This window comes from Blastococcus sp. SYSU D01042 (assembly GCF_054050515.1).
In genome coordinates this window covers 56334-78564 of sequence record NZ_JBJGZM010000003.1, presented here as the reverse complement: position 1 = coordinate 78564, position 22231 = coordinate 56334, and the positions used below count along the sequence as shown (strand labels likewise).

At 74.2% G+C, this 22231-nt stretch carries 20 protein-coding genes; 9 read left to right on the top strand and 11 right to left on the bottom strand.

Features of this window, described 5'->3' with window-relative positions:
- The first annotated feature begins 32 nt into the window (after positions 1 to 32).
- Complete coding sequence (locus tag ACI79H_RS06960; RefSeq protein ID WP_456553652.1) at positions 33 to 488, top strand: MarR family winged helix-turn-helix transcriptional regulator; 456 nt, start codon at positions 33 to 35, stop codon at positions 486 to 488.
- A gap of 86 nt (positions 489 to 574) precedes the next feature.
- Positions 575 to 1012 carry an OsmC family peroxiredoxin gene (locus ACI79H_RS06955; RefSeq protein ID WP_456553651.1) on the top strand — a complete coding sequence of 146 codons (438 nt, stop codon included), beginning with the start codon at positions 575 to 577 and terminating at the stop codon, positions 1010 to 1012.
- A 61-nt stretch (positions 1013 to 1073) separates the two neighbouring features.
- On the opposite strand, the gene ACI79H_RS06950 is transcribed toward ACI79H_RS06955, so the two are convergent.
- From ACI79H_RS06950 to dnaK, 7 genes are all read right to left on the bottom strand, one after another.
- On the bottom strand, positions 1074 to 2684 hold the full coding sequence (locus tag ACI79H_RS06950) for an MFS transporter (RefSeq protein ID WP_456553650.1): 1611 nt from the start codon (positions 2682 to 2684) through the stop codon (positions 1074 to 1076).
- Between the two features lie 53 nt (positions 2685 to 2737).
- The gene (locus ACI79H_RS06945) at positions 2738 to 3217 is read right to left on the bottom strand and encodes a MarR family winged helix-turn-helix transcriptional regulator (protein ID WP_456553649.1); all 480 of its coding nucleotides are present in this window, start codon (positions 3215 to 3217) and stop codon (positions 2738 to 2740) included.
- Positions 3218 to 3322: 105 nt separating this feature from the next.
- Positions 3323 to 3802, bottom strand: coding sequence for a MarR family winged helix-turn-helix transcriptional regulator (locus ACI79H_RS06940; RefSeq protein ID WP_456553648.1), 480 nt, complete (start codon positions 3800 to 3802; stop codon positions 3323 to 3325).
- The gene (locus tag ACI79H_RS06935; RefSeq protein WP_456553647.1) at positions 3799 to 4242 is read right to left on the bottom strand and encodes a heat shock protein transcriptional repressor HspR; all 444 of its coding nucleotides are present in this window, start codon (positions 4240 to 4242) and stop codon (positions 3799 to 3801) included. The genes ACI79H_RS06940 and ACI79H_RS06935 overlap by 4 nt, the downstream gene beginning before the upstream one ends.
- Entirely contained in the window at positions 4239 to 5462 is a 1224-nt protein-coding gene (gene dnaJ / locus ACI79H_RS06930) for a molecular chaperone DnaJ (RefSeq protein WP_456553646.1), read from the bottom strand. The genes ACI79H_RS06935 and dnaJ overlap by 4 nt, the downstream gene beginning before the upstream one ends.
- 22 nt (positions 5463 to 5484) lie before the next feature.
- A complete protein-coding gene (grpE, locus tag ACI79H_RS06925) occupies positions 5485 to 6174 on the bottom strand; it encodes a nucleotide exchange factor GrpE (RefSeq protein ID WP_456553645.1) in 690 nt (229 codons plus the stop codon).
- Positions 6171 to 8036, bottom strand: a complete 1866-nt coding sequence (dnaK, locus tag ACI79H_RS06920) for a molecular chaperone DnaK (RefSeq protein ID WP_456553644.1) — start codon at positions 8034 to 8036, stop codon at positions 6171 to 6173. Before dnaK ends, grpE begins: the two co-directional genes overlap by 4 nt.
- Positions 8037 to 8354: 318 nt before the next feature.
- Here dnaK and ACI79H_RS06915 point away from each other — a divergent pair, with 318 nt between their 5' ends.
- The 4 genes from ACI79H_RS06915 (at position 8355) to ACI79H_RS06900 (ending at position 14423) form a co-directional block, all read left to right on the top strand.
- Positions 8355 to 9362, top strand: a complete 1008-nt coding sequence (locus ACI79H_RS06915; protein WP_456553643.1) for a type IV toxin-antitoxin system AbiEi family antitoxin domain-containing protein — start codon at positions 8355 to 8357, stop codon at positions 9360 to 9362.
- A gap of 333 nt (positions 9363 to 9695) precedes the next feature.
- Entirely contained in the window at positions 9696 to 11993 is a 2298-nt protein-coding gene (locus ACI79H_RS06910) for a (Fe-S)-binding protein (RefSeq protein ID WP_456553642.1), read from the top strand.
- Between the two features lie 80 nt (positions 11994 to 12073).
- Positions 12074 to 13036, top strand: a complete 963-nt coding sequence (locus ACI79H_RS06905) for a DUF389 domain-containing protein (RefSeq protein ID WP_456553641.1) — start codon at positions 12074 to 12076, stop codon at positions 13034 to 13036.
- Between the two features lie 43 nt (positions 13037 to 13079).
- On the top strand, positions 13080 to 14423 hold the full coding sequence (locus ACI79H_RS06900) for a CynX/NimT family MFS transporter (RefSeq protein ID WP_456553640.1): 1344 nt from the start codon (positions 13080 to 13082) through the stop codon (positions 14421 to 14423).
- On the opposite strand, the gene dcd is transcribed toward ACI79H_RS06900, so the two are convergent.
- The gene (gene dcd, locus ACI79H_RS06895) at positions 14392 to 14979 is read right to left on the bottom strand and encodes a dCTP deaminase (protein ID WP_456553639.1); all 588 of its coding nucleotides are present in this window, start codon (positions 14977 to 14979) and stop codon (positions 14392 to 14394) included. The two genes, ACI79H_RS06900 and dcd, sit on opposite strands and share 32 nt — an antisense overlap.
- A 175-nt stretch (positions 14980 to 15154) precedes the next feature.
- On the opposite strand from dcd, the gene ACI79H_RS06890 reads away from it, so the two are divergent.
- The 3 genes from ACI79H_RS06890 (at position 15155) to ACI79H_RS06880 (ending at position 19649) form a co-directional block, all read left to right on the top strand.
- A complete protein-coding gene (locus tag ACI79H_RS06890) occupies positions 15155 to 17842 on the top strand; it encodes a S8 family serine peptidase (RefSeq protein WP_456553638.1) in 2688 nt (895 codons plus the stop codon).
- Between the two features lie 138 nt (positions 17843 to 17980).
- Entirely contained in the window at positions 17981 to 19225 is a 1245-nt protein-coding gene (locus tag ACI79H_RS06885) for an aminoglycoside phosphotransferase family protein (protein WP_456553637.1), read from the top strand.
- A 94-nt stretch (positions 19226 to 19319) separates the two neighbouring features.
- Complete coding sequence (locus ACI79H_RS06880; RefSeq protein ID WP_456553636.1) at positions 19320 to 19649, top strand: hypothetical protein; 330 nt, start codon at positions 19320 to 19322, stop codon at positions 19647 to 19649.
- Positions 19650 to 19679: 30 nt separating this feature from the next.
- Here the strand turns inward: ACI79H_RS06880 and ACI79H_RS06875 are convergent, their stop codons facing one another.
- The 3 genes from ACI79H_RS06875 to ACI79H_RS06865 are packed head-to-tail and all read right to left on the bottom strand — an operon-like array spanning position 19680 to position 22073.
- Positions 19680 to 20342, bottom strand: coding sequence for a response regulator transcription factor (locus ACI79H_RS06875; protein WP_456553635.1), 663 nt, complete (start codon positions 20340 to 20342; stop codon positions 19680 to 19682).
- Complete coding sequence (locus tag ACI79H_RS06870) at positions 20339 to 21796, bottom strand: sensor histidine kinase (RefSeq protein ID WP_456553634.1); 1458 nt, start codon at positions 21794 to 21796, stop codon at positions 20339 to 20341. Before ACI79H_RS06870 ends, ACI79H_RS06875 begins: the two co-directional genes overlap by 4 nt.
- Positions 21786 to 22073 carry a hypothetical protein gene (locus tag ACI79H_RS06865; protein WP_456553633.1) on the bottom strand — a complete coding sequence of 96 codons (288 nt, stop codon included), beginning with the start codon at positions 22071 to 22073 and terminating at the stop codon, positions 21786 to 21788. The genes ACI79H_RS06870 and ACI79H_RS06865 overlap by 11 nt, the downstream gene beginning before the upstream one ends.
- Positions 22074 to 22231 lie beyond the last annotated feature (158 nt).

Here is a 22231-nt window from a genome sequence, read left to right as displayed (position 1 = left end):
GCTTCCTCGGCCGGGCGCCCTAGACTCGTCCCATGACCGCCCTGCCGTCGCCGAGCGTTGCGCTCGACGACCAGCTCTGCTTCGCGCTGTACGCCGCTTCCCGCGCGGTGACCGCGCGCTACCGGCCCATGCTCGAGGCCATCGGGCTGACCTATCCGCAGTACCTGGTCATGATGCTGCTCTGGGAAGAGGACCACCAGACCGTCGGGCAGCTGGGCTCCCGGCTGGCCCTGGACAGCGGCACGCTCTCGCCGCTGCTCAAGCGGCTGACCGCGGCCGGGCTGGTCACCCGCCACCGCCGCGTCGAGGACGAGCGCTCGGTCGCCATCGCGCTCACCGACGCCGGACGCGCCCTGCGGGCGAAGGCCACCGCCATCTCCGGGGAGATGATCGGCGCCATCGGCTTCGACTCGGGCGAGTTCTCCGAGCTCAAGGGCCGGCTCGAGCTCCTGACCCAGCGGGTGAACGGCGGCGAAGCCGTCTGCTGACGGGCGTTGACCAGGCACGACCGCGGGTATGGGCCGCGTCGACGCGCCGTCCAGGAGCGGGCGGCGCCCGGCACGGAAGAAGTGACATGCCCACTCGCACCGCACGCACCGCCTGGAACGGCACCCTGCAGGAGGGCTCCGGCCAGGTCGAGCTCTCGAGCTCGAAGATCGGCACCTACGAGGTCTCGTTCCCGAAGCGCGCCGCCGACGAGGCCGGTGGCACGACCAGCCCCGAGGAGCTGATCGCGGCGGCCCACTCGTCCTGCTTCGCGATGGCGCTGTCCAACGAGATCGGCAAGGCGGGCGGGACGCCGACGGCCCTCGAGGTCACCGCGGAGGTCACCCTCGGCCAGAAGGACGGCGCCTCGGCCATCACCGGCATCGCGCTCACCGTCCGCGGCGAGGTCGAGGGCCTGGACGCCGACGCCTTCCAGACCGCCGCGCAGGCCGCCAAGGTGGGCTGCCCGGTGAGCAAGGCCCTCGCCGGCACCGAGATCAGCCTGGACGCCTCGTTGGAGAGCTGAGTCCGGACCGACGACGACGGCCCGCTCCCCCCGGGGGGAGCGGGCCGTCGTCGTGCGGGGGTCAGCGCCCGGAGCCCGCGGTCTCCCGCTGGAGCCGCTCCTCGCCGCTCTCGGTGCCCAGCGCGATCTCGCGGATGAGCAGGATGGCCGCGACGGCGACCACCGCGACGACCGCGGAGATCAGGAAGATCCGGCCGGTCGCGTCGCCGTAGGAGGCGCGGATGAGCGTCTGGATCGCCGGCGGCGCGTCCGCCAGGTCGGCCAGGCCGACGTCGCCGGAGCTGGCCGCCTCGGCCGCGCCCGGGATGCCGCTGAGCCCGTCGGCGATGATGCTGCCCACCCGGCTGGACAGCACGGCGCCCAGCACGGAGACGCCCACGGTGCCGCCCAGGCTGCGGAAGAAGGCCACCGCCGAGCTCGCCGCGCCCAGGTCCTTCGCGGCGACCGTGTTCTGCACCGCGAGCACCAGGTTCTGCATGGTCGCCCCGATGCCGATGCCCAGGACGAACAGGAAGCCGCACATCGCGACGATGGGCGTGTCGTGGTCGAGCGTGGAGAGCAGCGCGAACCCGGCCACGACCAGCAGCGAGCCACCGACCAGGAAGCGCTTCCAGCGCCCGGTCCGGGTGATGATCAGCCCCGACCCGGTGGAGGAGATCAGGATCCCGCCCACCATCGGGACGGTGAGCAGGCCGGCCGCCGTCGGCGAGTAGCCGCGCGAGATCTGCAGGTACTGGCCCAGGAAGACCGTCGACCCGAACATCGCGACACCGATCGCCGCGCTCGCGGAGATGGCCAGCGTCGTCGTCCGGTCGCGGAAGAGCCGCAGGGGGACGATCGGCTCCTTCGCGCGCAGCTCGGCCACGACGAACGCGATCACGGCCAGGACGCCGCCACCGACGTAGAAGGCGGTCTCGGTCGATGCCCAGGCGAAGCTGTTCCCGGCGAGGGTCACCCAGATGAGCAGCGCCGAGACGCCGGCGGTCAGGAAGGCCGCGCCCATGTAGTCGATGTGCACGTCGCGCTTGGTCACCGGCAGGTGCAGCGTGCGCTGCAGCAGCACCAGCGCGGCCAGCGCGAACGGGACGACGACGTAGAAGCACCAGCGCCAGCCGAGCCAGCTGGTGTCCACGAGCAGCCCGCCGATCAGCGGGCCGCCGACGGTGGCCACGGCCATGACGCTGCCGAGCAGGCCGGAGTACCGGCCGCGCTCGCGCGGGCTGATCATCGCCGCCATCGCGATCTGCACGAGCGCCTGCAGGCCACCCAGGCCCAGGCCCTGCAGCACCCGCCAGGCGATCAGCGTCTCCACCGACTGCGCCAGGCCGGCGAGCATCGAGCCGACGATGAACACCACGATCGCCAGCTGGAGCAGCAGCTTCTTGCTGAACAGGTCGGCCAGCTTGCCCCAGATCGGGGTCGACGCCGTCGAGGACAGCAGGGTGGCCGTGACGATCCAGGTGTACTGGCCCTGGGAGCCGCGCAGGTCGGTGATGATCGTGGGCAGGGCGTTCGAGACGATCGTCCCCGACAGGAACGCCACGAACATCGCCAGCATCATCCCGGACAGCGCCGACAGGATCTGCTGGTGCGACATGCGCCCCTGCTGCTCGACGGGGGCGACGTCGCCGGGCGCGGTGCCGACGGCGGGCCGGTCGACGGTGCTGGTCATGGTCCTCCTGGACTGCGCGGCGGGACGGTCGTGGGTGGCGGGGCGGGCGCGGGTCACCGGGCGGCACCCTGCGGCTCGCGGGTGATCGGCGCGGCCACCTCGATGTCGGCGCGCAGCCGGTCCAGCAGCTCGGTGAGCCGGCGGGCGTCCTGCTCGTCCCAGCCGGACAGCGCGGTGAGCGCCCAGTCGGCGCGCACGGCGCGGGTCCCGGCGAGCGCCTCCGCCCCCTGCGCGGTCAGCCTGAGCAGGGACGCCCGGCCGTCCCGCGGATCGGGGTGGCGCTCGACGTAGCCCGACCGCTCCAGGGCGGCGAGCTGCCGGCTGGCGACCGAGACGTCGATGCCGGCCCGAGCGGCCAGCGCGCTGCACCGCTGGTCACCGTCCTGCTCGAGCGGCAGCAGCAGCGGCGAGCCGAAGGACGGCAGCTCGCCGTAGAGCTGCGCGGCGGCGCGCGCGCTGACGTGGCGGCCCGTGCGGATCAGCTGGGCGATGCTCGCCGTCAGCCGGTCCCGCGTGTCGGCGCTGATGGACATGAGGTGCATTCCTGACGACGGAGACGTGTGCAGACTGCAACCATAAACCTGTTGGTTGCGGTCTGCAACGAAACCGCCGTCACGTTCCGACTGCCAGGGCAACCCCTAGCCGGGGCCCTCGTCCCCCGCCTCGCGCTCGCGCGCGTCGCCGAGCCGGTTCAGCCGGTGCAGCAGCTCGGCCAGCGTCGCGACGTCCTGCGCCGGCCAGTGGCCGAGGTCGGACTCCCAGCGCTCGCGGCGAGCGTCCCGGATCTCGGCCAGCCGGGCGGCCCCCTCGGCCGACGGCGTGAGCACCTGCGCCCGGCCGTCGTCCGGGTCGGCGCTGCGGTCGACCAGGCCGAGCCCCACGAGGCTGGCCACCTGACGGCTCACCGTGCTCTTGTCGAGGCCCAGCCGGGCGACGAGGTCGCTGGCGCGCAGCGGGCCGGCGTCCTGGAGCAGCGCCAGCAGGCCGAAGGCGGCGCCGTCCAGGTCGGGGTGCAGCTGGCCGGCCAGCCGCGAGGAGATCGCCCGCGAGCGGCGCAGCAGCAGCCCGATCTCCCGCTCCAGGGAGACGAAGGCCTCGTGCGCGTCCACCTCGGTCACCGGCCGCTCCGCGGGCGCCAGACGACCAGGGCGTTGCCCGGCCGTGCCTGCGGCACGAGGTCGGCGCGGTAGCCGGTCGCCAGCGCCGTCTCGGCGGCCACGCGGCGGTGCTCGCTGCGCCCGAGCTCGTCGAGCAGCTCGCGCACCCGCTCCTGCAGCGCCTCGACCTGCGACTCGAGCTCGATGATCCGCTTGATCCCGGCGAGGTTCACGCCGTCCTCCTGGGACAGCCGCTGGACCTCCCGGAGCAGCGCCACGTCGCGCGGCGAGTAGCGCCGGCCGCCGCCGGCCGTGCGGCCCGGGCTGACCAGGCCGAGGCGGTCGTACTGGCGCAGCGTCTGCGCGTGCATGCCGGCCAGCTCGGCGGCCACGGAGATGACGAAGACCGGCGCGTCCTCGGCGACCGGGCGCGCGGCGCCCTGGTCGGCCGGGCCGGTCATCGCTCGGCTCCCGCCTGCAGCGCCGCGGTGATCTGCGGGCGCGGGTCCTCGTCCATCTCCTCGGCGAGGTTCTCGATGACCTTCCGCTGGGCGGCGTTGAGCCGCACGGGGACCGCCACGTCGAGCGTGACCAGCAGGTCACCGGTGCGCCCCTTGGCGGGGACGCCGCGGCCGCGCACGCGCAGGGTCCGGCCGCTGGCCGTCCCCGCCGGCACCTTGAGCGAGACCGTCCCGTCGAGGGTGGGCACCGTCAGCGTCGTCCCCAGCGCCGCCTCGGCGAAGGAGACCGGCACGGTGAGCGTCAGGTCGTCGTCCTTGCGGCCGAAGAGGGCGTGCTCGGCGACGTGGACGACGACGAACAGGTCGCCCGCGGGCCCTCCGCGGCGACCGGGTGCGCCCTTGCCGGCCAGCCGGATGCGCTGGCCGTCCTTGACGCCGGCCGGCATGCGGACGGTGATGGTGCGGGTCTGGCTGGTGATGCCGCTGCCCGAGCACGTCGGGCAAGGGTCGTCGACGACCGAGCCGGTGCCGCGGCAGTTGCGGCACGGCTCGGAGAACGCGAACGCCCCCTGGCTGCGGCTGGTCACGCCGGCCCCCTGGCACACCGGGCAGGTGTGCGGGCTGGTGCCGGGCTTGGCGCCGCTGCCGGCACAGGTCGGGCAGCTGCCCGGGCTCTGCATGCGCAGCGGCACGGTGACGCCCAGGACGGCCTCCTCGAAGGAGAGCGTCGCCTCGGTCTCGACGTCCTGACCGCGGGCCGGGCCGGAGGCGGCCTGGCTGCGGGCCCGGGCACCACCGCCGGCGCCCCCGAAGAGGCCGCCGAGCAGGTCGCCGAGCCCCCCGGGGCCGCGGCCACCGCCGGCGGCACCGGGCCCGCCGGCGGCGCCCGCGTTGAACAGGTCGCCGAAGTCGAAGGTCTGCCCGCCGCCGGGGAACCCGCCGCCGCCTCCGGGGAAGCCGGCGCGCGCGCCGGCGCCGCCGGCCCCGAACAGCCGCCGCGCCTCGTCGTACTCGCCGCGCCGCTTCGGGTCGGAGAGGACGTCGTAGGCCTCGGAGACGTCCTTGAACCGCGACTCGGCCTCGGCGTTGCCGGGGTTCTTGTCGGGGTGGAGCTCCTGCGCCAGCTTGCGGTAGGCCTTCTTGATCTCCGCCGCGTCGGCGCTCTGGGAGACGCCCAGTGCGGCGTAGTAGTCCTTCTCGATGAAGTCCCGGGTGCTCATCGGGTGCCCCCCTCTCCGTGGGTCAGTCGGTGGCCGCGGCGCCCGGGTCGGCCGGCACGCCGTCGCCGGCCGGTGCCGGGCTCTCCGGGTCGGTGACCGCGACCATCGCCGTCCGCAGCACCCGGTCGCCGCGGCGGAAACCCTGCCGCAGGACCGTCGTCGCGGTCGGGACCGCCACGTCGGCGGACGTGTCGTGCATGACCGCCTCGTGCAACGCCGGATCGAACGCGTCGCCGGCCGTGCCGAAGGCCTCGACGCCGAGCCCGTCGAGCAGCCCCAGGATGCGGTCGGCGACCAGCTTGAACGCGCCGGTCAGGTCGCCGTGGTCCCGCGCCCGCTCGATGTCGTCGACGATCGGGATCAGGCCGGTGGCGAACCGCTCGGCCGCCTGGTCGACGACCAGCGTCCGGTCGCGATCGACCCGGCGCCGGTAGTTGGCGTACTCGGCGGTGACCCGCTGGAGGTCCTCGGTCCGCTCGGCCAGCTGCTGGGCGAGGTCGTCCCCGCCCGCTGCTGCGGCCGGCGGCGCCTGGTCCTGCGGCTGGTCGTCCACGGGCATCTCGTGCTCGCTCATCTGCTCCCCTGAGACGGTCGGGCCCGGCGGGGCGCCGGCCGGCTGCTCGCCGGCCGGCGCCCGCACCTCACCACTGATCGGGTCGATGCGCCGCTTGTCGCGGATGACGACGCGCGGCTGCTCCTCCCCGGTGGTCATCGGCGGTCGGTGTCCTCGTCGTCGACGATCTCGGCGTCGACGACGTCGTCGTCACCGCTGGGGGCGCCGGTCGCGCCACCCGCCTCGGCACCCGGCGCACCGGCGTCGCCGGCCTCGCCGCCGGCCTGGGCGTAGAGCGCGCCGCCGACCTCCTGGGAGACCCGGGCGACCTTCTCCTGCGCGGTCTTGATCGCCTCGATGTCGGAACCGCCGAGGGCGCTGCGCAGCTCGGTCAGCGCCTCGCCGAGCTCCTCCTTCTTGTCGGCCGGGATCTTCTCGCCGTTCTCGGCCAGGAACTTCTCGGTCTGGTACTGGAGCGACTCGGCCAGGTTGCGGGTCTCGGCCTCCTCGCGTCGCTTCTTGTCCTCCTCGGCGTGCGCCTCGGCGTCCTTCATCATCCGCTCGATGTCCTCCTTGGGGAGGGCCGAGCCGCCGGTGATGGTCATCGACTGCTCCTTGCCCGTGCCCAGGTCCTTCGCGTGGACGTGCACGATGCCGTTGGCGTCGATGTCGAAGGCGACCTCGATCTGCGGGACGCCGCGGGGCGCCGGCGGCAGACCGGTCAGCTCGAACATGCCGAGCTTCTTGTTGTACATCGCCATCTCGCGCTCGCCCTGGAAGACCTGGATCTGCACCGAGGGCTGGTTGTCGTCGGCCGTCGTGAAGATCTCGGAGCGCTTGGTCGGGATCGTGGTGTTGCGCTCGATGAGCTTGGTCATGATCCCGCCCTTGGTCTCGATGCCCAGGGACAGCGGGGTGACGTCGAGGAGCAGGACGTCCTTGACCTCGCCGCGGAGGACACCGGCCTGCAGCGCGGCACCGATGGCCACGACCTCGTCCGGGTTCACGCCCTTGTTGGGCTCCTTGCCGCCGGTCAGCTCCTTGACCAGGTCGGTGACGGCGGGCATGCGGGTCGAGCCACCCACCAGGACGACGTGGTCGATCTGGCCGACCGAGATGCCCGCGTCGCGCACGGCCTGGTTGAACGGCGCGCGGCACCGGTCGAGCAGGTCCTGCGTCATGCGCTGGAACTCGGCGCGGGTGATGGTGACGTCGAGGTGCAGCGGGCCCTCGGCACCGGCCGTGATGTAGGGCAGGTTGATGTTGGTCGACTGCGCGCCGGACAGCTCGATCTTGGCCTTCTCGGCGGCCTCGCGGAGGCGCTGCATGGCCAGCTTGTCCTTGGACAGGTCGATGCCGTTGGACGCGTTGAAGGTCTTGACCAGGTGGTCCATGACCTTCTGGTCCCAGTCGTCACCACCGAGGTGGTTGTCACCGGCGGTGGCCTTCACCTCGATGACGCCGTCCCCGATCTCGAGCAGGGAGACGTCGAAGGTGCCACCACCGAGGTCGAAGACGAGGATCGTCTGCTCGGTCTCGCCCTTGTCCAGGCCGTAGGCCAGCGCGGCCGCGGTGGGCTCGTTGACGATGCGCAGGACGTTGAGGCCCGCGATCTCACCGGCCTCCTTGGTGGCCTGGCGCTGCGCGTCCTCGAAGTAGGCGGGCACCGTGATGACGGCGTCGGTGACCGGCTCGCCCAGGTAGGTCTCGGCGTCGCGCTTCAGCTTCTGCAGCGTGCGGGCGCTGATCTCCTGCGCGGTGTACTTCTTGCCGTCGATCTCGTCGGTGGTCCAGGTCGTGCCCATGTGGCGCTTGACCGACCGGATGGTGCGGTCGACGTTGGTGACGGCCTGGTTCTTGGCCGACTGGCCGACGAGGACCTCGCCGTTCTTGGCGAACGCGACGACCGACGGGGTGGTGCGCGAACCCTCGGAGTTCGCGATGACCGTGGGCTCACCGCCCTCCAGGACGGTGACGACGGAGTTCGTGGTGCCGAGGTCGATACCGACCGCTCGAGCCATGGGGATGGCCTCTCTTCCGTGTGCTGGGGTGGTGCTGGTCCGTGTACGGGAGTCGGGCGTGACGCCTTGCGCGGGGTCCGCTCAACTTTCCTGCCCACCATAACGGCAGGGTCCGGCGACGTGTTCCCGGGGCGTGGACGGCTTCCCGTCGACGCCTGCGCAGCGCGGCCTCGACCTCGCGGTGTGGCAGCCGAGCTCGCGGTCGACGGCGCGGTCGGCTACCGCACGGCGCACCTGGGGCGGACCCGCGCGGTTGAGCGCCGACGGCTGTCCACAGGCCCGCCCCGCAGGCGCACCCTGGCCGCCACACTTCCGGCCGTGCATCCACTCCTGCGCGCCCGGGCCGACCGCCAGTTCGGCCTGTTCACCGCGCTCGACGCCCGCCGTGCGGGCTACGAGCACGGCGAGATCCGCCACCTGTGCTCGTCCGGCGCGTGGACGCGGGTGCGGCGCGGCGTCTACGCCCTGACCGGCGAGCTGGCGGTGGCGCGCGCCGCGGGACGGGCGCACGCCGTCGACTGCACCGCCGTGGTCCTCGACCTCGGCCGCCCCGCCCTCGCCGTCAGCCACTCCTCGGCGCTCCGCCTCGTGGGCCTGCCCGCCCGTCGTGCGCTGCTGCCCGACACCGTGCGGCTGACCGATCCGGAGCTGTACCGGCGCGGCAAGGGTTTCACCGTCAACAGGGCGCCGCTCGCGCTGGGTGACGTGGAGATGCGCGGTCCGCTCCGGCTCACGACGCCGGCGCGCACGCTGGTCGACTGCGCACGCCAGTGGCCGCTCGAGGACACCGTCATCGCGATGGACGCGGCGCTGCTGAAGGGGCTCGTCACCCCTGCCGACCTCACGGCCGCCGTGGCCGCAGCGCGGTCGTGGCCCGGAGCGCCGCGGGCGGCACGGGCCGCCGGCCTCGCCGACGGGCGGGCGGAATCACCGCTGGAGACACGCGGCCGGCTGCGCATGCTGGGCGCGGGCTTCCCCGTCCCGGAACTGCAGGTCGAGATCCGCCTGGACGGTCGCCTGCTCGGTGTGGCCGACGCGTGGTTCGAGGAGGCCGCCGTGGCTGTCGAGTTCGACGGCCGCGTCAAGTACTCCGATCCGTGGCGGGGCCGCTCGCCGGAGCAGGTGCTCTGGGAGGAGAAGCGGCGAGAGGACCGGATGCGTTCGGAGGACATCCGCGTGGTGCGCATCGTCGACGCGGACCTCGACGACGAGCCCGGGTGGGCTGCCGTGGAGGGCCGGCTGCGCGCGCTGCTCGCCGTGCCCGGCCCCGACCGCCGCCGCTTCACGACGGCGGCTCGCACGCAGGGCCTCGTCCGCGCCGGCTGACCTCGACCTCGCCCCATCGCAGGGAGGTGCGGCGTCGACCGCGCACTCGGCTGCCACACCGCGCGGACGAGCTCCCGATCACGATCCGGGAGAGGCGGTGACGGGCGCCTGGACGGGCGGTGTCCGGATCGTGATCGCCGCCCCTTCCTCGGCCGCGAGTAGCCTGCGGACGCGCCAGCTATCGTGCGATCCGTGCAGGCACGCCGTGCCTGCATGCGTTCCGCGCGCCGGTCCCGACCGGCGCGGACGACGGCGCGTGCCACCACAGCTTCGCCGTCGCGCAACGGCGCACGGGAGTCAACCGACGCCGCCAGGCGTGCGGGGGAGGAAAAGATGACGGGCCCGCTGCAGATCGTCCTCGGGACGATCAGCGTCCTGTTCCTGATCGTCGCATCCGTGATGGCCTACCGGGCCGTCCGGGCGATGGTGCGGATCATCCAGATCGGCCAGCCCGACGGCACCCGCTGGGGGCCGGTGAAGACCCGCCTGAAGACGACGGCGGTCGAGTCGCTGGGCCACACCCGGATGCTCAAGTGGTCGTCCATCGGTGTCGCGCACTGGTTCGTGTTCGTCGGCTTCTACGGGCTGTTCCTGACGCTCGTCGAGGCGTTCGGCGAGGTCTGGAACCCCGAGTTCCACCTGCCGCTCATCGGCAACTGGGGCATCTGGAACCTGTTCGCCGACATCATCGGCACCGGCACGATCCTCGGCATCGTCTACCTGATCTACCGGCGCCAGAAGGACCACCCGCGCCGGCAGGGCCGCAAGAGCCGCTTCGCGGGCAGCAACGAGGGCCGCGGCTACTTCGTCGAGTTCATCGTCGCCACGGTCGGCGTCTGCATCCTGCTGATCCGCGCGCTCAAGGTCTCCTCCGACCTCACCGACGCCCCCGGCTGGTCGCACCCGGTCTCCGGTGCCCTGGCGAACATCCTCCCGGACAGCCCCGACCTGCTGACCGTCGTCGCGTTCGTCAAGATCGTCGTCAGCCTCACCTGGCTGGTCGTCATCAGCCGCATCCTGAACATGGGTGTCGCCTGGCACCGGTTCAGCGCGTTCCTGAACATCTACGCCAAGCGCAACGCCGACGGCGCGCCCGCGCTCGGCCCGCTGCTGCCGATGACGTCGGGCGGCAAGCCGATCGACTTCGAGGACCCGGGCGACGACGACGTCTTCGGCCGCGGAAAGATCGAGGACTTCACCTGGAAGGGGATGCTGGACTTCACCACCTGCACGGAGTGCGGTCGGTGCCAGAGCCAGTGCCCGGCGTGGAACACGGGCAAGCCGCTCAGCCCGAAGATGGTGATCATGGACCTCCGCGACCACCTCTACGCGAAGGCCCCCTACCTCCTCGGTGAGAAGACGGCGTCGGAGACCGCGCCGGACTACGACATCCTCAAGCCCAGCGACGAGCAGGTCTGGGCCAGCGGCTACGCCCGCATCGAGGGCACCAACGACGCGCAGGCGCACCGCCCGCTGGTCGGCACCCTCGAGGAGGGCGGGGTCATCGACCCCGACGTCCTGTGGAGCTGCACCAACTGCGGCGCCTGCGTCGAGCAGTGCCCGGTGGACATCGAGCACATCGACCACATCGACGACATGCGCCGCTACCAGGTGCTCATCGAGTCGAACTTCCCCAGCGAGGCCGGCGTGATGCTGACCAACCTGGAGAAGCGCGGGAACCCGTGGGGCATGGGCGGCAACGTCCGCGAGGACTGGATCAAGGAGCTCGACTTCGAGGTCCGCATGGCCGACGGCCCGCTGCCCCACGAGGTCGAGTACCTGTTCTGGGTCGGCTGCGCCGGCGCCGTCGACGACCGCGCCAAGAAGGTCACCAAGGCCGTCGCGGAGCTGCTGCACACCGCGGGCGTCGAGTTCGCCGTCCTCGGCAACGGGGAGACCTGCTCCGGTGACCCGGCCCGTCGCCTCGGCAACGAGTTCGTGTTCCAGCAGCTGGCCATGGAGAACGTCGAGACCCTCAACGGCGTCTTCGAGGGCCGCGTCCCCGGCACCCGCAAGATCGTGGCCACCTGCCCGCACTGCTTCAACTCGCTGGGCAAGGAGTACCCGCAGGTCGGCGGCGAGTACGAGGTCATCCACCACACGCAGCTGCTCGGCCAGCTGATCGAGGAGGGCCGGCTCACCCCGGTCACCCCGATCGACCGCAAGGTGACCTACCACGACCCGTGCTTCCTGGGCCGGCACAACAAGGTCTACACACCCCCGCGCGAGATCCTCGAGTCCGTCCAGGGCCTGTCCACGCAGGAGATGCACCGCTGCAAGGACCGCGGCTTCTGCTGCGGCGCCGGCGGTGCCCGCATGTGGATGGAGGAGAAGATCGGCAAGCGGATCAACGTCGAGCGCACCGAGGAGGCGCTCGAGCTCGACCCGGACGTCATCTCCACCGCGTGCCCGTTCTGCATCACGATGCTCTCCGACGCCCTCACGTCGAAGAAGCAGAACGGCGAGGCCCCCGAGCACGTCGAGGTGCTCGACGTCAGCCAGATCCTGCTGCGCTCGATGCAGCCGGTGGCGGTCGGCGCCCAGGGCGCCGAGCAGGGTGCCGACGTCGGCACCAAGGCCGACGACGTCGTGGGCCTGGACTCCGCCGCGACGGAGCACGACCCGAAGTAGCAGCACCGGAGCCCGACCGACGGCGCGCGTTCCCCGCGAGGGGGACGCGCGCCGTCGCCGTTGCGGTGCAGGATCGCCGCATGCTCATCCAGCTGCGGGTCTCCGTCCCGGCCGACCGGACGGCGCAGGTGCTCGAGCTCTTCACCGGCGACGCCGGCACCGCGCACCTCTCGGTCGTCCCCGGCGCCTCGGTGCGCCCGGAGGGCGACCTGGTGGTCGCCGAGGTCGCCCGCGAGGCGGCCGACGGGCTCATCGACGGGCTGAAGCGCCTCGGGGCGGCGGAGGACGGCGGCATCGTCCTGGTGCCGGTCGACGCCGCCGTGTCCAGCGCCGCCCGCCGCGCCGAGGAGCGCTCCCCCGGCGACGGCGCGGACGCCGTCGTGTGGGAGCAGGTGGTGCGGACGACGGACGCCGAGTCCTCGCTGTCGGCCTCCTACCTGGCGTTCCTGACCATCGCCACGCTGCTGGCCGCGGCGGCGATCATCAACGACTCGGCCATCCTCGTCATCGGCGCGATGGTGCTGGGCCCGGAGTTCGCACCGCTGGCCGCGCTGGCGGTCGCCGTGGTCCACCGGCGCCCGTCGATCGCCCGTCGGGCCGCCGTCTCGCTGGTCGTCGGGTTCCTCGTCGCCATCGCCGTCACCGCGCTGGTCGTGCTCGTGGGGCGCTGGCTGGGCTGGTTCGGCGTCGAGGTGCTCAGCGCCGAGCGGCCGGAGACCGGCTTCATCACCCAGCCCGACCGGTGGTCGGTCGTGGTGGCGGTGCTCGCCGGGATCGCCGGCGTCCTCTCGCTCACCGCGGCGCGCAGCGGCGCGCTGGTCGGCGTCTTCATCTCGGTCACCACGGTGCCCGCGGCGGCCGACATGGCCGTCGCGCTGGCCCTCGGCGGCGGCCACGAGTTCTCCCGGGCGGCCACCCAGCTGGGCATCAACCTGCTGGGCATCCTCGCCGCCGCGATGGCCACGCTCGCGCTGCAGAAGGCCGTCTGGCACCGGGTGCCCACGGTGGTGCCCGACGTGGCGCGGGTCCGCACGCGCGCCTGACCCCGCGCACGGCGCGGGAGGCGGGGCGGTGGACCATTCCCGCGTGACCCGCACCGCCGACCGCCCTCCCCGCGACCGCAGCAGCAGCGCCGGGCTGGTGCTCATCGGCACCGCGATTGTGCTCACCGGGCTCAACCTGCGGACCGCCGTCAACAGCGTCGGCCCCGTGCTCGAGGAGATCGAGACCGCGCTCGGCGTCTCCAGCAGCGTTGCCGGCCTGATCACCTCGCTGCCGGTGCTCTGCTTCGCCGCCATCGGCTTCGCCGGCCCGCCCCTGTCGGCCCGCTTCCGCGACGCGCACGTGCTGGGCGGGGCGCTGCTCACGATGGCCGCCGGGCTGGTGCTGCGCTCGGTGGCCGGCTCCTTCTGGCTGTTCCTCGTCGGCACGGTGCTGGCCATGGCCGGCGGGGCGCTGGGCAACGTGCTGCTGCCCAGCCTGGTCAAGCGCTACTTCCCCGACCGCACCGGCCTGATGGTGGGCGCCTACGGCACGGCGTTGAGCGCCGGCGCCGCCGTCGTCTCGGTGAGCACGCAGCCGATCGCCGACGCCGTGGGCACCGAGGACGGCTGGCGGTGGGGCCTGGGCGTGTGGGCCGCGCTCGCGCTGCTCGCCGCCGTCTCCTGGCTGTTCGTCCGGGCCACGCCCGGGGTGTCCCGCGCCTCGCACGTCACCGTCCGCATGCGGGACCTGGTGCACAGCCGGCTGGCGATCGCCCTGACGGTGTTCTTCGGCCTGCAGGCGATGCAGGCCTACGTGATCGTCGGCTGGTCGGCGCAGTACCTGCGCGACGCGGGGCTGTCCGCCGCCACGGCCGGGCTGCTGCTCGGCGTGAACTCGATCGTGGCCATCCCGGTCAACGCGATCGTGCCCGCGCTGACCGTGCGCCCCCGCGCGCAGTGGCCGCTGCTGTCGTTCTTCATGTGCTGCTACGTGGCCGGCTGGGTCGGGCTGTGGACGGCACCGCTGGCCGCCCCCTGGCTGTGGATGGTGCTCCTCGGCCTCGGGCTGGGCACGTTCTCGATGGTGCTCACCCTGTTCGGGCTGCGGGCCCGGACGCCGGAGACGACCGCGGCGCTGTCCACGGTCGCCCAGGGCTGGGGCTACCTCATCGCCGGCGCCGGCCCGCTGCTGGTGGGCGTGCTGCGCGGGGCCACCGGCGGCTACGACGGGATGTTCGTGCTCGTGCTGGCCGGCGTCGCGGGGCTGTGGGTGCTGGGCCGGCTGGTCACCCGGCCGCGGTTCGTCGACGACGAGGTGGACCGGTCCGTCCCGGGCTGGTCGACGGCGGGGCGCACCCGCGAGGAGACGGAGGTGCTGGAGAGCGCCGGCGCCGAGGCGCCGGTGAGCGCCCAGGTCATCCCGGCCGACGGGTCTCCGCGCGGGTGAAGTTCCGGAACGACCGCGACGGCGTCGGCCCGCGCTGGTCCTGGTACCGCGAGCCGTAGACCGCGGAGCCGTACGGGTGCTCGGCCGGGCTGGTCAGCCGGAACATGCACAGCTGGCCGATCTTCATGCCCGGCCACAGCGTGATCGGCAGGTTGGCCACGTTGGAGAGCTCCAGCGTGATGTGCCCGGAGAAGCCGGGGTCCACGAAGCCGGCGGTCGAGTGGGTGAGCAGCCCGAGCCGGCCGAGCGAGGACTTGCCCTCCAGCCGCGCCGCGAGGTCGTCGGGGAGGCTGATCACCTCGAGGGTGGAGCCGAGCACGAACTCGCCGGGATGCAGCACGAAGGGCTCGTCGCCCTCGGGCTCGACCGGCGTGGTCAGGTCGTCCTGCTGCTCGGCCGGGTCGATGTGGGTGTACCGCGAGTTGTTGAAGACGCGGAAGTACCGGTCCAGGCGGACGTCGATGCTCGAGGGCTGCACCAGACCCCGGTCGTAGGGCTCGATGCCGAGGCGTCCCTCGGCGATCGCGGCCGTGATGTCGCGGTCGCTCAGCAGCATGCCGCGGAGTCTAGGGAACGCGCCGCCCACCTCCTCCGGGTGAAGCCCGGCCCGCTGCCCTCAAGCCGGCGCACCCACGTGCCGTCTGCCAGCGGGAAGACGCCTGCCGTCGGCCCGCGAGGGCCGCCGGGCGCTCCGGACGGACCGGAGCCGGGGGCGTGCGGGGGACCCACGGATGAAGAGCAAGCGGCTCCAGGCACTGGTCCTGGCGGCGGCCCTGGTGGCGGGCTACGGCGGCGCGGCGGCCTACTCGGCGCTGGCGGCCCCGTCCGCCACGACCCCGACGGTCACGGACTTCGGCCCGGGTGACGGCCTGACCCGCTACGTGGTGAGCGCGGACGCCGGGACCGTGGGCGGCGACGTCCTCGCCGGTCTCTCCGCCGTCGACGGCGTGGTCAGCGCCCAGCCGCTGAGCGACGGGAAGGCGCTGGTCGCCACCGACGAGCTCTCGCCCGCGCACCTCTCGGCGGTGGCCGGCGTCTCGGACGTCGCGCTGAGCCCGTCGGTGCAGCTGGACTCGGTCGTGACCGACCCGTACTTCGACACCCGGGGCTGGCACCTGGAGAACACCGGGTCCAACGCGGTGCACCAGTGGCCGATCGTCGCGGACGCCGACATCGACATCACCGAGGGCTGGGCCGTCAGCCGGGGCGGCGGCCTGACCGTGGCCGTCATCGACTCCGGCTTCGACTCCGACCACCCCGACCTGGCCGGCTCGCTGTGGGTGAACCCCGACCAGCCCTGCATCCCGGTCGACACCGACGGCAACGGCAAGGCCGGCGACTGCCACGGCTGGAACTGGTACGCCAACAGCCCCGACATCGACAACGGCAGCTACGGCAGCCACGGCGCGATGGTCTCCGGCAGCGTCGGGGCGCGGGCGGACAACGGCGTCGGCCTCGCCGGCGTGGCCCCCGAGGTCACGATCATGCCGCTGGTCACCGGCGGCGGCTCCACCCTCGACCTCGCCGCCGCCATCGAGGCCATCCGCTACGCCGTCGACAACGGCGCGGACGTCATCAACGCCTCGTGGGGCGGGGCCATGAGCGGGTACGCCCTGGACGCCCTCCGCTCGGCCGTCGCCTACGCCGCCGCCCACGACGTCCTCGTGATCGCCTCGGCGGGCAACGACAGCGCGGACCGCGACTCGAGCCTGCGGTACCCCGGCAGCCTCACGGAGTGGAACGTCATCACCGTCGGGTCGTCGACCGCCGCGGACACGGTCAGCGACTTCTCCGCCTACGGCGCCTCGTCGGTCGACCTCTTCGCGCCCGGTTCGTGGGTCACCACGACGACCAACACCGGCGGCTACGAGCCGGTGAACGGGACGTCGTTCTCCGCCCCGATCGTCTCCGGCGCGGTGGCGCTCTACCGCGCCGCGATGCCGGGCGCGACGGCCGCGGAGATCAAGCAGGCCCTCCTGGACGACGTCGACCCGAAGCCCGCCTTCACGGGCCGGTCGGTGACGGGTGGCCGGCTGACCCTCAGCCACCTGACCGGCACCCCGGCCGAGTCGGTCCGGTACGCCTTCACCTCGATGACCGCCCCCGCCGGCACGATCGCCCCCCGGATCGGGGTCAGCGGCACCGCGGCCGGCGGCGACTACAGCGTCGCGCTCGGCCTGGGCATGGAGCACGAAGGCGACATCTGGGCCCTGGCGGACAAGCCGGTCACCCTCGGGGGCACCACCGTCGAGACCGACGACACCGGCAGCGCCGTGTTCGAGCTCGGCACCCTCGCCCGGCTCGACGGCCTCGGCCTCTCGCCGACCGTGCCGCTGGCCGACGGCCGCTACGTGCTCACCGTCCAGCTCCTGCGCGACGGCACCCCCGTCGGCCGCGCGTCGGCCGCCCCGCTGCTGGTCCGCACGTCGGCGACCGGCGGCTCCGGCGGCGGCACCACGCCCACCTCGCCGGCCCCCGGCACGACCCCGGGCTCCGGTGGCGGCTCGACCCCCGCGCCGGGCACCTCGCCCGGCACGGGCACCCCACCGCTGTCCGGCGGCACCCCGGGCACGCCGAGCACCCCGCCCCCGGGCGGCTCGACGCCGAGCACGCCCGCTCCCGGCACCCCGGGCGCTCCGGCGCCCACGCCGGGCACGCCCGCTCCGGGCACGACCACGCCGAGCACCCCCGGCACGCCCGCTCCGGGCACCCCGGCGCCCGGCACGCCCGCTCCGGGTACGCCCGCTCCCGGCACCCCGGCGCCCGGCACGACCCCGGGCGGGTCCACGCCGGCCCCGACCACGCCGACGACCCCGCCGGGCTCCGGCGGCGGGAGCACGCCCACGTCGCCCGCGACGCCGGGCAACGGCACGACGACCTACCCGTCGGTGGGCGAGTTCAAGATCACCTCGCTGAGCCCGAACACCGTCTCGACGAGCGGCGGCACGCTGGTGACCATCACCGGCACCGCGCTGCCGACCGGGGCGAGGGTCCGCATCGGCGACAGCGCGACGGCGACGGTCGTCTCGTCGACGAGCACGCAGGTCCGGTTCAGCGTGCCCAGCCGGGTGGCCGGCGTCTACGACGTCACGGTCTTCAACGCGGCCGGCGACCGCTCGACGACGCTCGGGCAGGCGCTCACCTACCGCGCCGACGCCCCGACCGGCGGCTCGCCAGGGGGCGGTACGGCTCCCGGCGGCGGTTCCACGCCGGGCGGGAGCTCGCCGGGGTCGGGCACGACCCCGCCGACCGGGGGCACCCCCGCGCCCGGCACCCCGCCGAGCACGCCGGGGTCCAGCGGGCCCGCCGAGCGCACCGGCCCGTCCGGTGAGCGGCTGGTGCAGTCGGCGACCTTCTCCGCGCTGCGCGGGATCTGGTCGGTGAACTGCTCCGCGTCCTGCACCGGCGTCGCGATCTGATCGCGCCGCGCGCCCGCCCGGGCGCCCCCTGACCACCGCGCCCCGTCCGACTTCCCCATGCGGACGGGGCGCGGTGTCGTCCCGGGCGGCTCATCCGCTTCTCATCCTGCTGCCATCGACGACCCCTAGCGTGGCCGGGTGCCTCCCGTGCTCGACCTGCCCGCGGTGGTCCGCCCCGACTGGCCGCCGGCCCTCCGCCTGCTGCTGGGCGAGGAGGCGCGCCCCCTCTGGGACGCCGCCCTCGCGCCGGCCGGCGGGCGGCTGGCCGCGCTGCGGCCGACCGGCACGACCGTGCAGCCGGGCGGGTCCGCGACGGTCCAGTACAGCGCCGAGGTCCACTGGCCCGGCGGACGGCGGACCCGCGAGTCGCTGGCGGCCACCACCGGCGCGCGCATCCCCGTCGGCGCCACCGTGCTCGAGGGCGAGAGCGCCGGCGAACGGGTCGCGGTGGGCGTCTGGCGCTGGCCGCTCGACCCCGCCCTCCCGGCCCTGGCCTGGGCCAGCCGCGCCGCTGACGCCGGCGCCCGGCTCGCCGGGCTGGGGCTCGCCGAGGGCCCCGTGCGCCTGCGGCTGCGCGCGTACCGGCCCGGCCGGCGGGCGGTCGTGGAGGCGACCACCGGCACGGGCACGCTGTTCCTCAAGGTGGTCCGGCCCTCCGCCGTGGCGCGGCTGGTGGAGCGGCACGCGATCCTGCACGGCGCGGTCCCCGTGCCGTCGGTGCTGGCGAGCACCGACGACGGCGTGGTCGTGCTCCCGGGGCTCCCCGGCACGCCGATGCGGCGGCTCGTGGCCGGCGACGGCGACGGCCTGCCGGGGGCCCGGACGCTCGACGCGCTGCTCGACGCACTGCCGGAGGCGGCGACCCGGGTGACCCCGGCCGGCCGCAGCCGGCCCGGTGACGCGCACGGGCGGGTCGGCGACCACGCCGCCGTCCTGTCGCTGGTCGCGCCGGAGCTCGCGCCGCGGCTGGACCGGCTGGTCGACGTGCTCGCCTCCGCCGACCGGGGCGAGCACCCCGCGGTGCCGGTGCACGGGGACTTCTACGAGTCGCAGCTGCTGGTGGACGGCGGGTCGGTGGTCGGGCTGCTGGACGTCGACACCGTCGGGCGCGGCCACCGCATCGACGACTGGGCGACGCTGCTGGGCCACCTCGCGCTGCTGGAGACCATCCTGCCGGCGCCGGCCACGGCCGCCCGCTACGGCACCGAGCTCCAGGAGGCGGCGCTGCGGCGCTGGCCGGCCGCGCAGCTCCGGCCGCGCGTGGCCGCCGTGCTGCTCGGCCTGGCCACCGGCCCCTTCCGCGTGCTGCAGCCGGACTGGGCGGCCGGCACGGAGGCCCGCGTCGCCCTCGCCGAGCGCTGGGCCGCACCCGACGGCGGATGAGAGGGCCCTCATCGAGCTCTCCCGGATCCCTCACCTCCGGTGGACAACCTGGAGTCGTCCGAGAGAGAAGCCCCCGCACCGCGAGGAGAACGACATGAGCAACCGCCCCGCCACCTGGAAGATCGTCACCTTCGGCGCCGCGCTGACCGGCCTGGGTGCCGCCGGCATCGGCGTCGCGGCCGCAGGCGACGACGACCGGAACGCTTCGCGCCCCGCCGGGATCACCGTCGCCGCGGCGGACGCCCCGGCCGACGTCCCCGTCGACGCGCCCGTGGACGCCTCGCCGGAGAGCGCGGACTCCCCCAACGAGAGCGCCGTCGACACCCCCGACACCGCGACGCCGGACGACGCCACCCCCGACGACGCGACCCCGGACGACGTCCAGACCGCCCAGTCCGCGCAGTCGGCCGCCTCGCCGAACTGACCCGCCGGGCACGCGTGCGTGCGGGCCGGCTCAGCCCTCGACGAGGCGGTAGCCCATCCCCCGCACCGTCTCGATCCGGTCGGCGCCGATCTTGCGGCGCAGGTACCGCACGTAGACGTCGACCACGTTCGAGCCGGGGTCGAAGTCGTAGCCCCACACGTGGCTGAGCAGCTGCTCGCGGGCCAGCACCTGGCCCGGGTGCCGCAGGAAGGTCTCGGCGAGGGCGAACTCGCGCGCGGACAGGTCGACCGTCGCCTCCCCCACCCGGGCGCGGCGGGTGCGCAGGTCCAGCGACAGGTCGCCGCAGGCGAGCACGGTGAGCTCGGCGGTCCGGTCGGAGGCCAGCCGCAGCCGCACCCGGGCCAGCAGCTCCTCGAAGCGGAACGGCTTGGGCATGTAGTCGTCCGCGCCGCCCTCGAGGCCGGCAACGGTGTCCCGCACGCTGTCCCGCGCCGTCAGGATGATCACCGGGATGGGGTTGCGCTCCGCGCGCAGCCGGCGCAGCACCTCGAAGCCGTCCATGGCCGGCAGGCCGATGTCGAGGACGAGCAGGTCGAACTCACCGCTGGCGGCCTGCGCGCGGGCGGTCGCGCCGTCGGCCGCGACCGCCGTCGAGAAGCCGTTGGCCCGCAGGCCCTTCTCGATGAACGAGGCGATGCGGGGCTCGTCCTCCGCGATCAGCACGCGACTCATGCGTCGTCCTCCTCGGGGGGCTGCACGTCGGCCGGGAGCACGACGGTGAAGGTGGCGCCGGCGCCGGGCCGGCTGTCGAGCAGGACGCGGCCGCCGTGGGCGGACGCGATCGCCTGGACGATGGAGAGGCCCAGCCCGGCGCCGTCGGAACGGCGGGCACCGGCCTCGCCGCGGGCGAAGCGCTCGAACACCCGGCCGCGGTCCTCCTCGGCGACCCCCGGCCCGGTGTCGGCCACCCAGAACCGCAGCTCCCCGCCCGACACCTGGCTGCCCAGCGCGATGCGGTCGCCGGGCGCGGTGTACCGGGCGGCGTTGTCGGCCAGGGCGACCAGCGCCTGGGTCAGCCGCTGGGGGTCGAGGACGACGTCGGCGTCCGCGGCCGTCTCGAGCACCCACTCGCGCTCGGCGAGGCGGCGCACCTTGCCGAAGACGTCGGCGGTCAGCTCCGCGACGTCGACCGGCTGCGGCCGCACGAACTGCGGCTGCTCGGCGCGGGCGAGCAGCAGCAGGTCCGACACCAGCCGGTTCATCCGGTCGAGCTCGTCGTCGACCAGGGCCACGGTCTCGGCGACGTCGACCGGATCGGCGGGGTCGAGCACGTCGAGATGGCCGCGCACGATGGTGATCGGCGTCCGCAGCTCGTGCCCGGCGTCGTCCAGGAAGCGGCGCTGGGCGGCCGCGCCGCGCTCCACGCGGTCGAGCATGGCGTTGACCGTCCGCGCCAGCTCGGTGAGCTCGTCCCCGGACCGGCCCTCCACCGGGATCCGGCCGGAGAGATCGGTCTCGGTGATGCCCTGCGCGGTCGTCGCGACGTCGCGGACCGGCTGGAGCACGCGGCCGGCGACCACCCACGCGCCGGCCGCGGCGAGCAGCACCGTCCCGGCGCCGACGGCCAGCATGATCCGGGCCGCGTCGTCGGCGGACGCCCGCTCCTGGTCGGCGAAGTAGGCGACGACGGCGACGCCCCGCGACGGGTCGCCCTCCAGCGTCACGGGGACGGCGAGGTACCGCACCTCGCCGGCAGCGCTGCCGTAGGCGCCGGCCGCGGTCTCGGTGACCGAGCCGACGATCTCGGTGAAGGCCGCGTCCCGGCTCAGCAGGACCGGCGCCTCGATCCGGCTCTGGAACCGGTACCGGCCGTCGACGTAGCCGAGGAACTTCTCGTTGGGCCGCGCCAGGTTGTAGGTGATCATCGTCTGCAGGACGTCGGCCACCGATGCGAAGGGCCGGCCCGTGCCGGGGTCGACGTCGGCCGAGGCGATGGCGGTGAACTCCTCGACCTCCGCCCGCAGCGCGGTGTCCATGCGCTCGTCGACCGACCGCACCAGCAGCCGCCAGGTCACGAAGGTCAGCAGCGCGACGGCGAGCAGCACCAGCAGCAGGACCCAGCCGATGATGCGCGTGCGGGCGGCCCGCGGCCCCCACCGCCGCAGGGAGCGGCGGTCAGTCGTCATCGTCGGGCCCGTCGTCGTCATCGTCGTCGTCGTCGATCGGGGGCGGCGGGACCACGTCGCTCGGGCCGGCCGTCGGCGGGGCGGGGTCCGGGGTGGGCGGGGGCGGCGCCGGCTCGGTGGGCACGGGCGACGGCCCGGGAGAAGGCTCGGTCACGGTGATCGGCGACGGCACGGAGCGGCCGGCCGGGTCCACCGGGCGCAGCAGCAGCCACCCGCCGGCCACGACGGCGAGGAGCACGACCGCCGAGGCGAGGAGGAGGGCCGGGCGGGTCCGCACCCGCACAGCCTGCACCGGGCGGGTGACCGCCGGGTGAGAAGTGGATGAGACGGTTCTCATCCAGCGCACCCGTGACCCGGTCGGCGACACGCACCGTGTAGTCTCTCCGCGATCGCTCGCTCGGCCGCCGGCCGAGGGCAGGCGCCGCGAAAGCGCAG

What these genes read in the sequence shown, in the direction of transcription:
- ACI79H_RS06960 (WP_456553652.1), top strand. Translation starts at nt 33, where the DNA reads ATGACCGCCCTGCCGTCGCCGAGCGTTGCGCTCGACGACCAGCTCTGC.
- ACI79H_RS06955 (WP_456553651.1), top strand. Translation starts at nt 575, where the DNA reads ATGCCCACTCGCACCGCACGCACCGCCTGGAACGGCACCCTGCAGGAG.
- ACI79H_RS06950 (WP_456553650.1), bottom strand. Translation starts at nt 2,684, where the DNA reads ATGACCAGCACCGTCGACCGGCCCGCCGTCGGCACCGCGCCCGGCGAC.
- ACI79H_RS06945 (WP_456553649.1), bottom strand. Translation starts at nt 3,217, where the DNA reads ATGTCCATCAGCGCCGACACGCGGGACCGGCTGACGGCGAGCATCGCC.
- ACI79H_RS06935 (WP_456553647.1), bottom strand. Translation starts at nt 4,242, where the DNA reads ATGACCGGCCCGGCCGACCAGGGCGCCGCGCGCCCGGTCGCCGAGGAC.
- dnaJ (WP_456553646.1), bottom strand. Translation starts at nt 5,462, where the DNA reads ATGAGCACCCGGGACTTCATCGAGAAGGACTACTACGCCGCACTGGGC.
- grpE (WP_456553645.1), bottom strand. Translation starts at nt 6,174, where the DNA reads ATGACCACCGGGGAGGAGCAGCCGCGCGTCGTCATCCGCGACAAGCGG.
- dnaK (WP_456553644.1), bottom strand. Translation starts at nt 8,036, where the DNA reads ATGGCTCGAGCGGTCGGTATCGACCTCGGCACCACGAACTCCGTCGTC.
- ACI79H_RS06910 (WP_456553642.1), top strand. Translation starts at nt 9,696, where the DNA reads ATGACGGGCCCGCTGCAGATCGTCCTCGGGACGATCAGCGTCCTGTTC.
- ACI79H_RS06905 (WP_456553641.1), top strand. Translation starts at nt 12,074, where the DNA reads ATGCTCATCCAGCTGCGGGTCTCCGTCCCGGCCGACCGGACGGCGCAG.
- dcd (WP_456553639.1), bottom strand. Translation starts at nt 14,979, where the DNA reads ATGCTGCTGAGCGACCGCGACATCACGGCCGCGATCGCCGAGGGACGC.
- ACI79H_RS06890 (WP_456553638.1), top strand. Translation starts at nt 15,155, where the DNA reads ATGAAGAGCAAGCGGCTCCAGGCACTGGTCCTGGCGGCGGCCCTGGTG.
- ACI79H_RS06880 (WP_456553636.1), top strand. Translation starts at nt 19,320, where the DNA reads ATGAGCAACCGCCCCGCCACCTGGAAGATCGTCACCTTCGGCGCCGCG.
- ACI79H_RS06875 (WP_456553635.1), bottom strand. Translation starts at nt 20,342, where the DNA reads ATGAGTCGCGTGCTGATCGCGGAGGACGAGCCCCGCATCGCCTCGTTC.
- ACI79H_RS06870 (WP_456553634.1), bottom strand. Translation starts at nt 21,796, where the DNA reads ATGACGACTGACCGCCGCTCCCTGCGGCGGTGGGGGCCGCGGGCCGCC.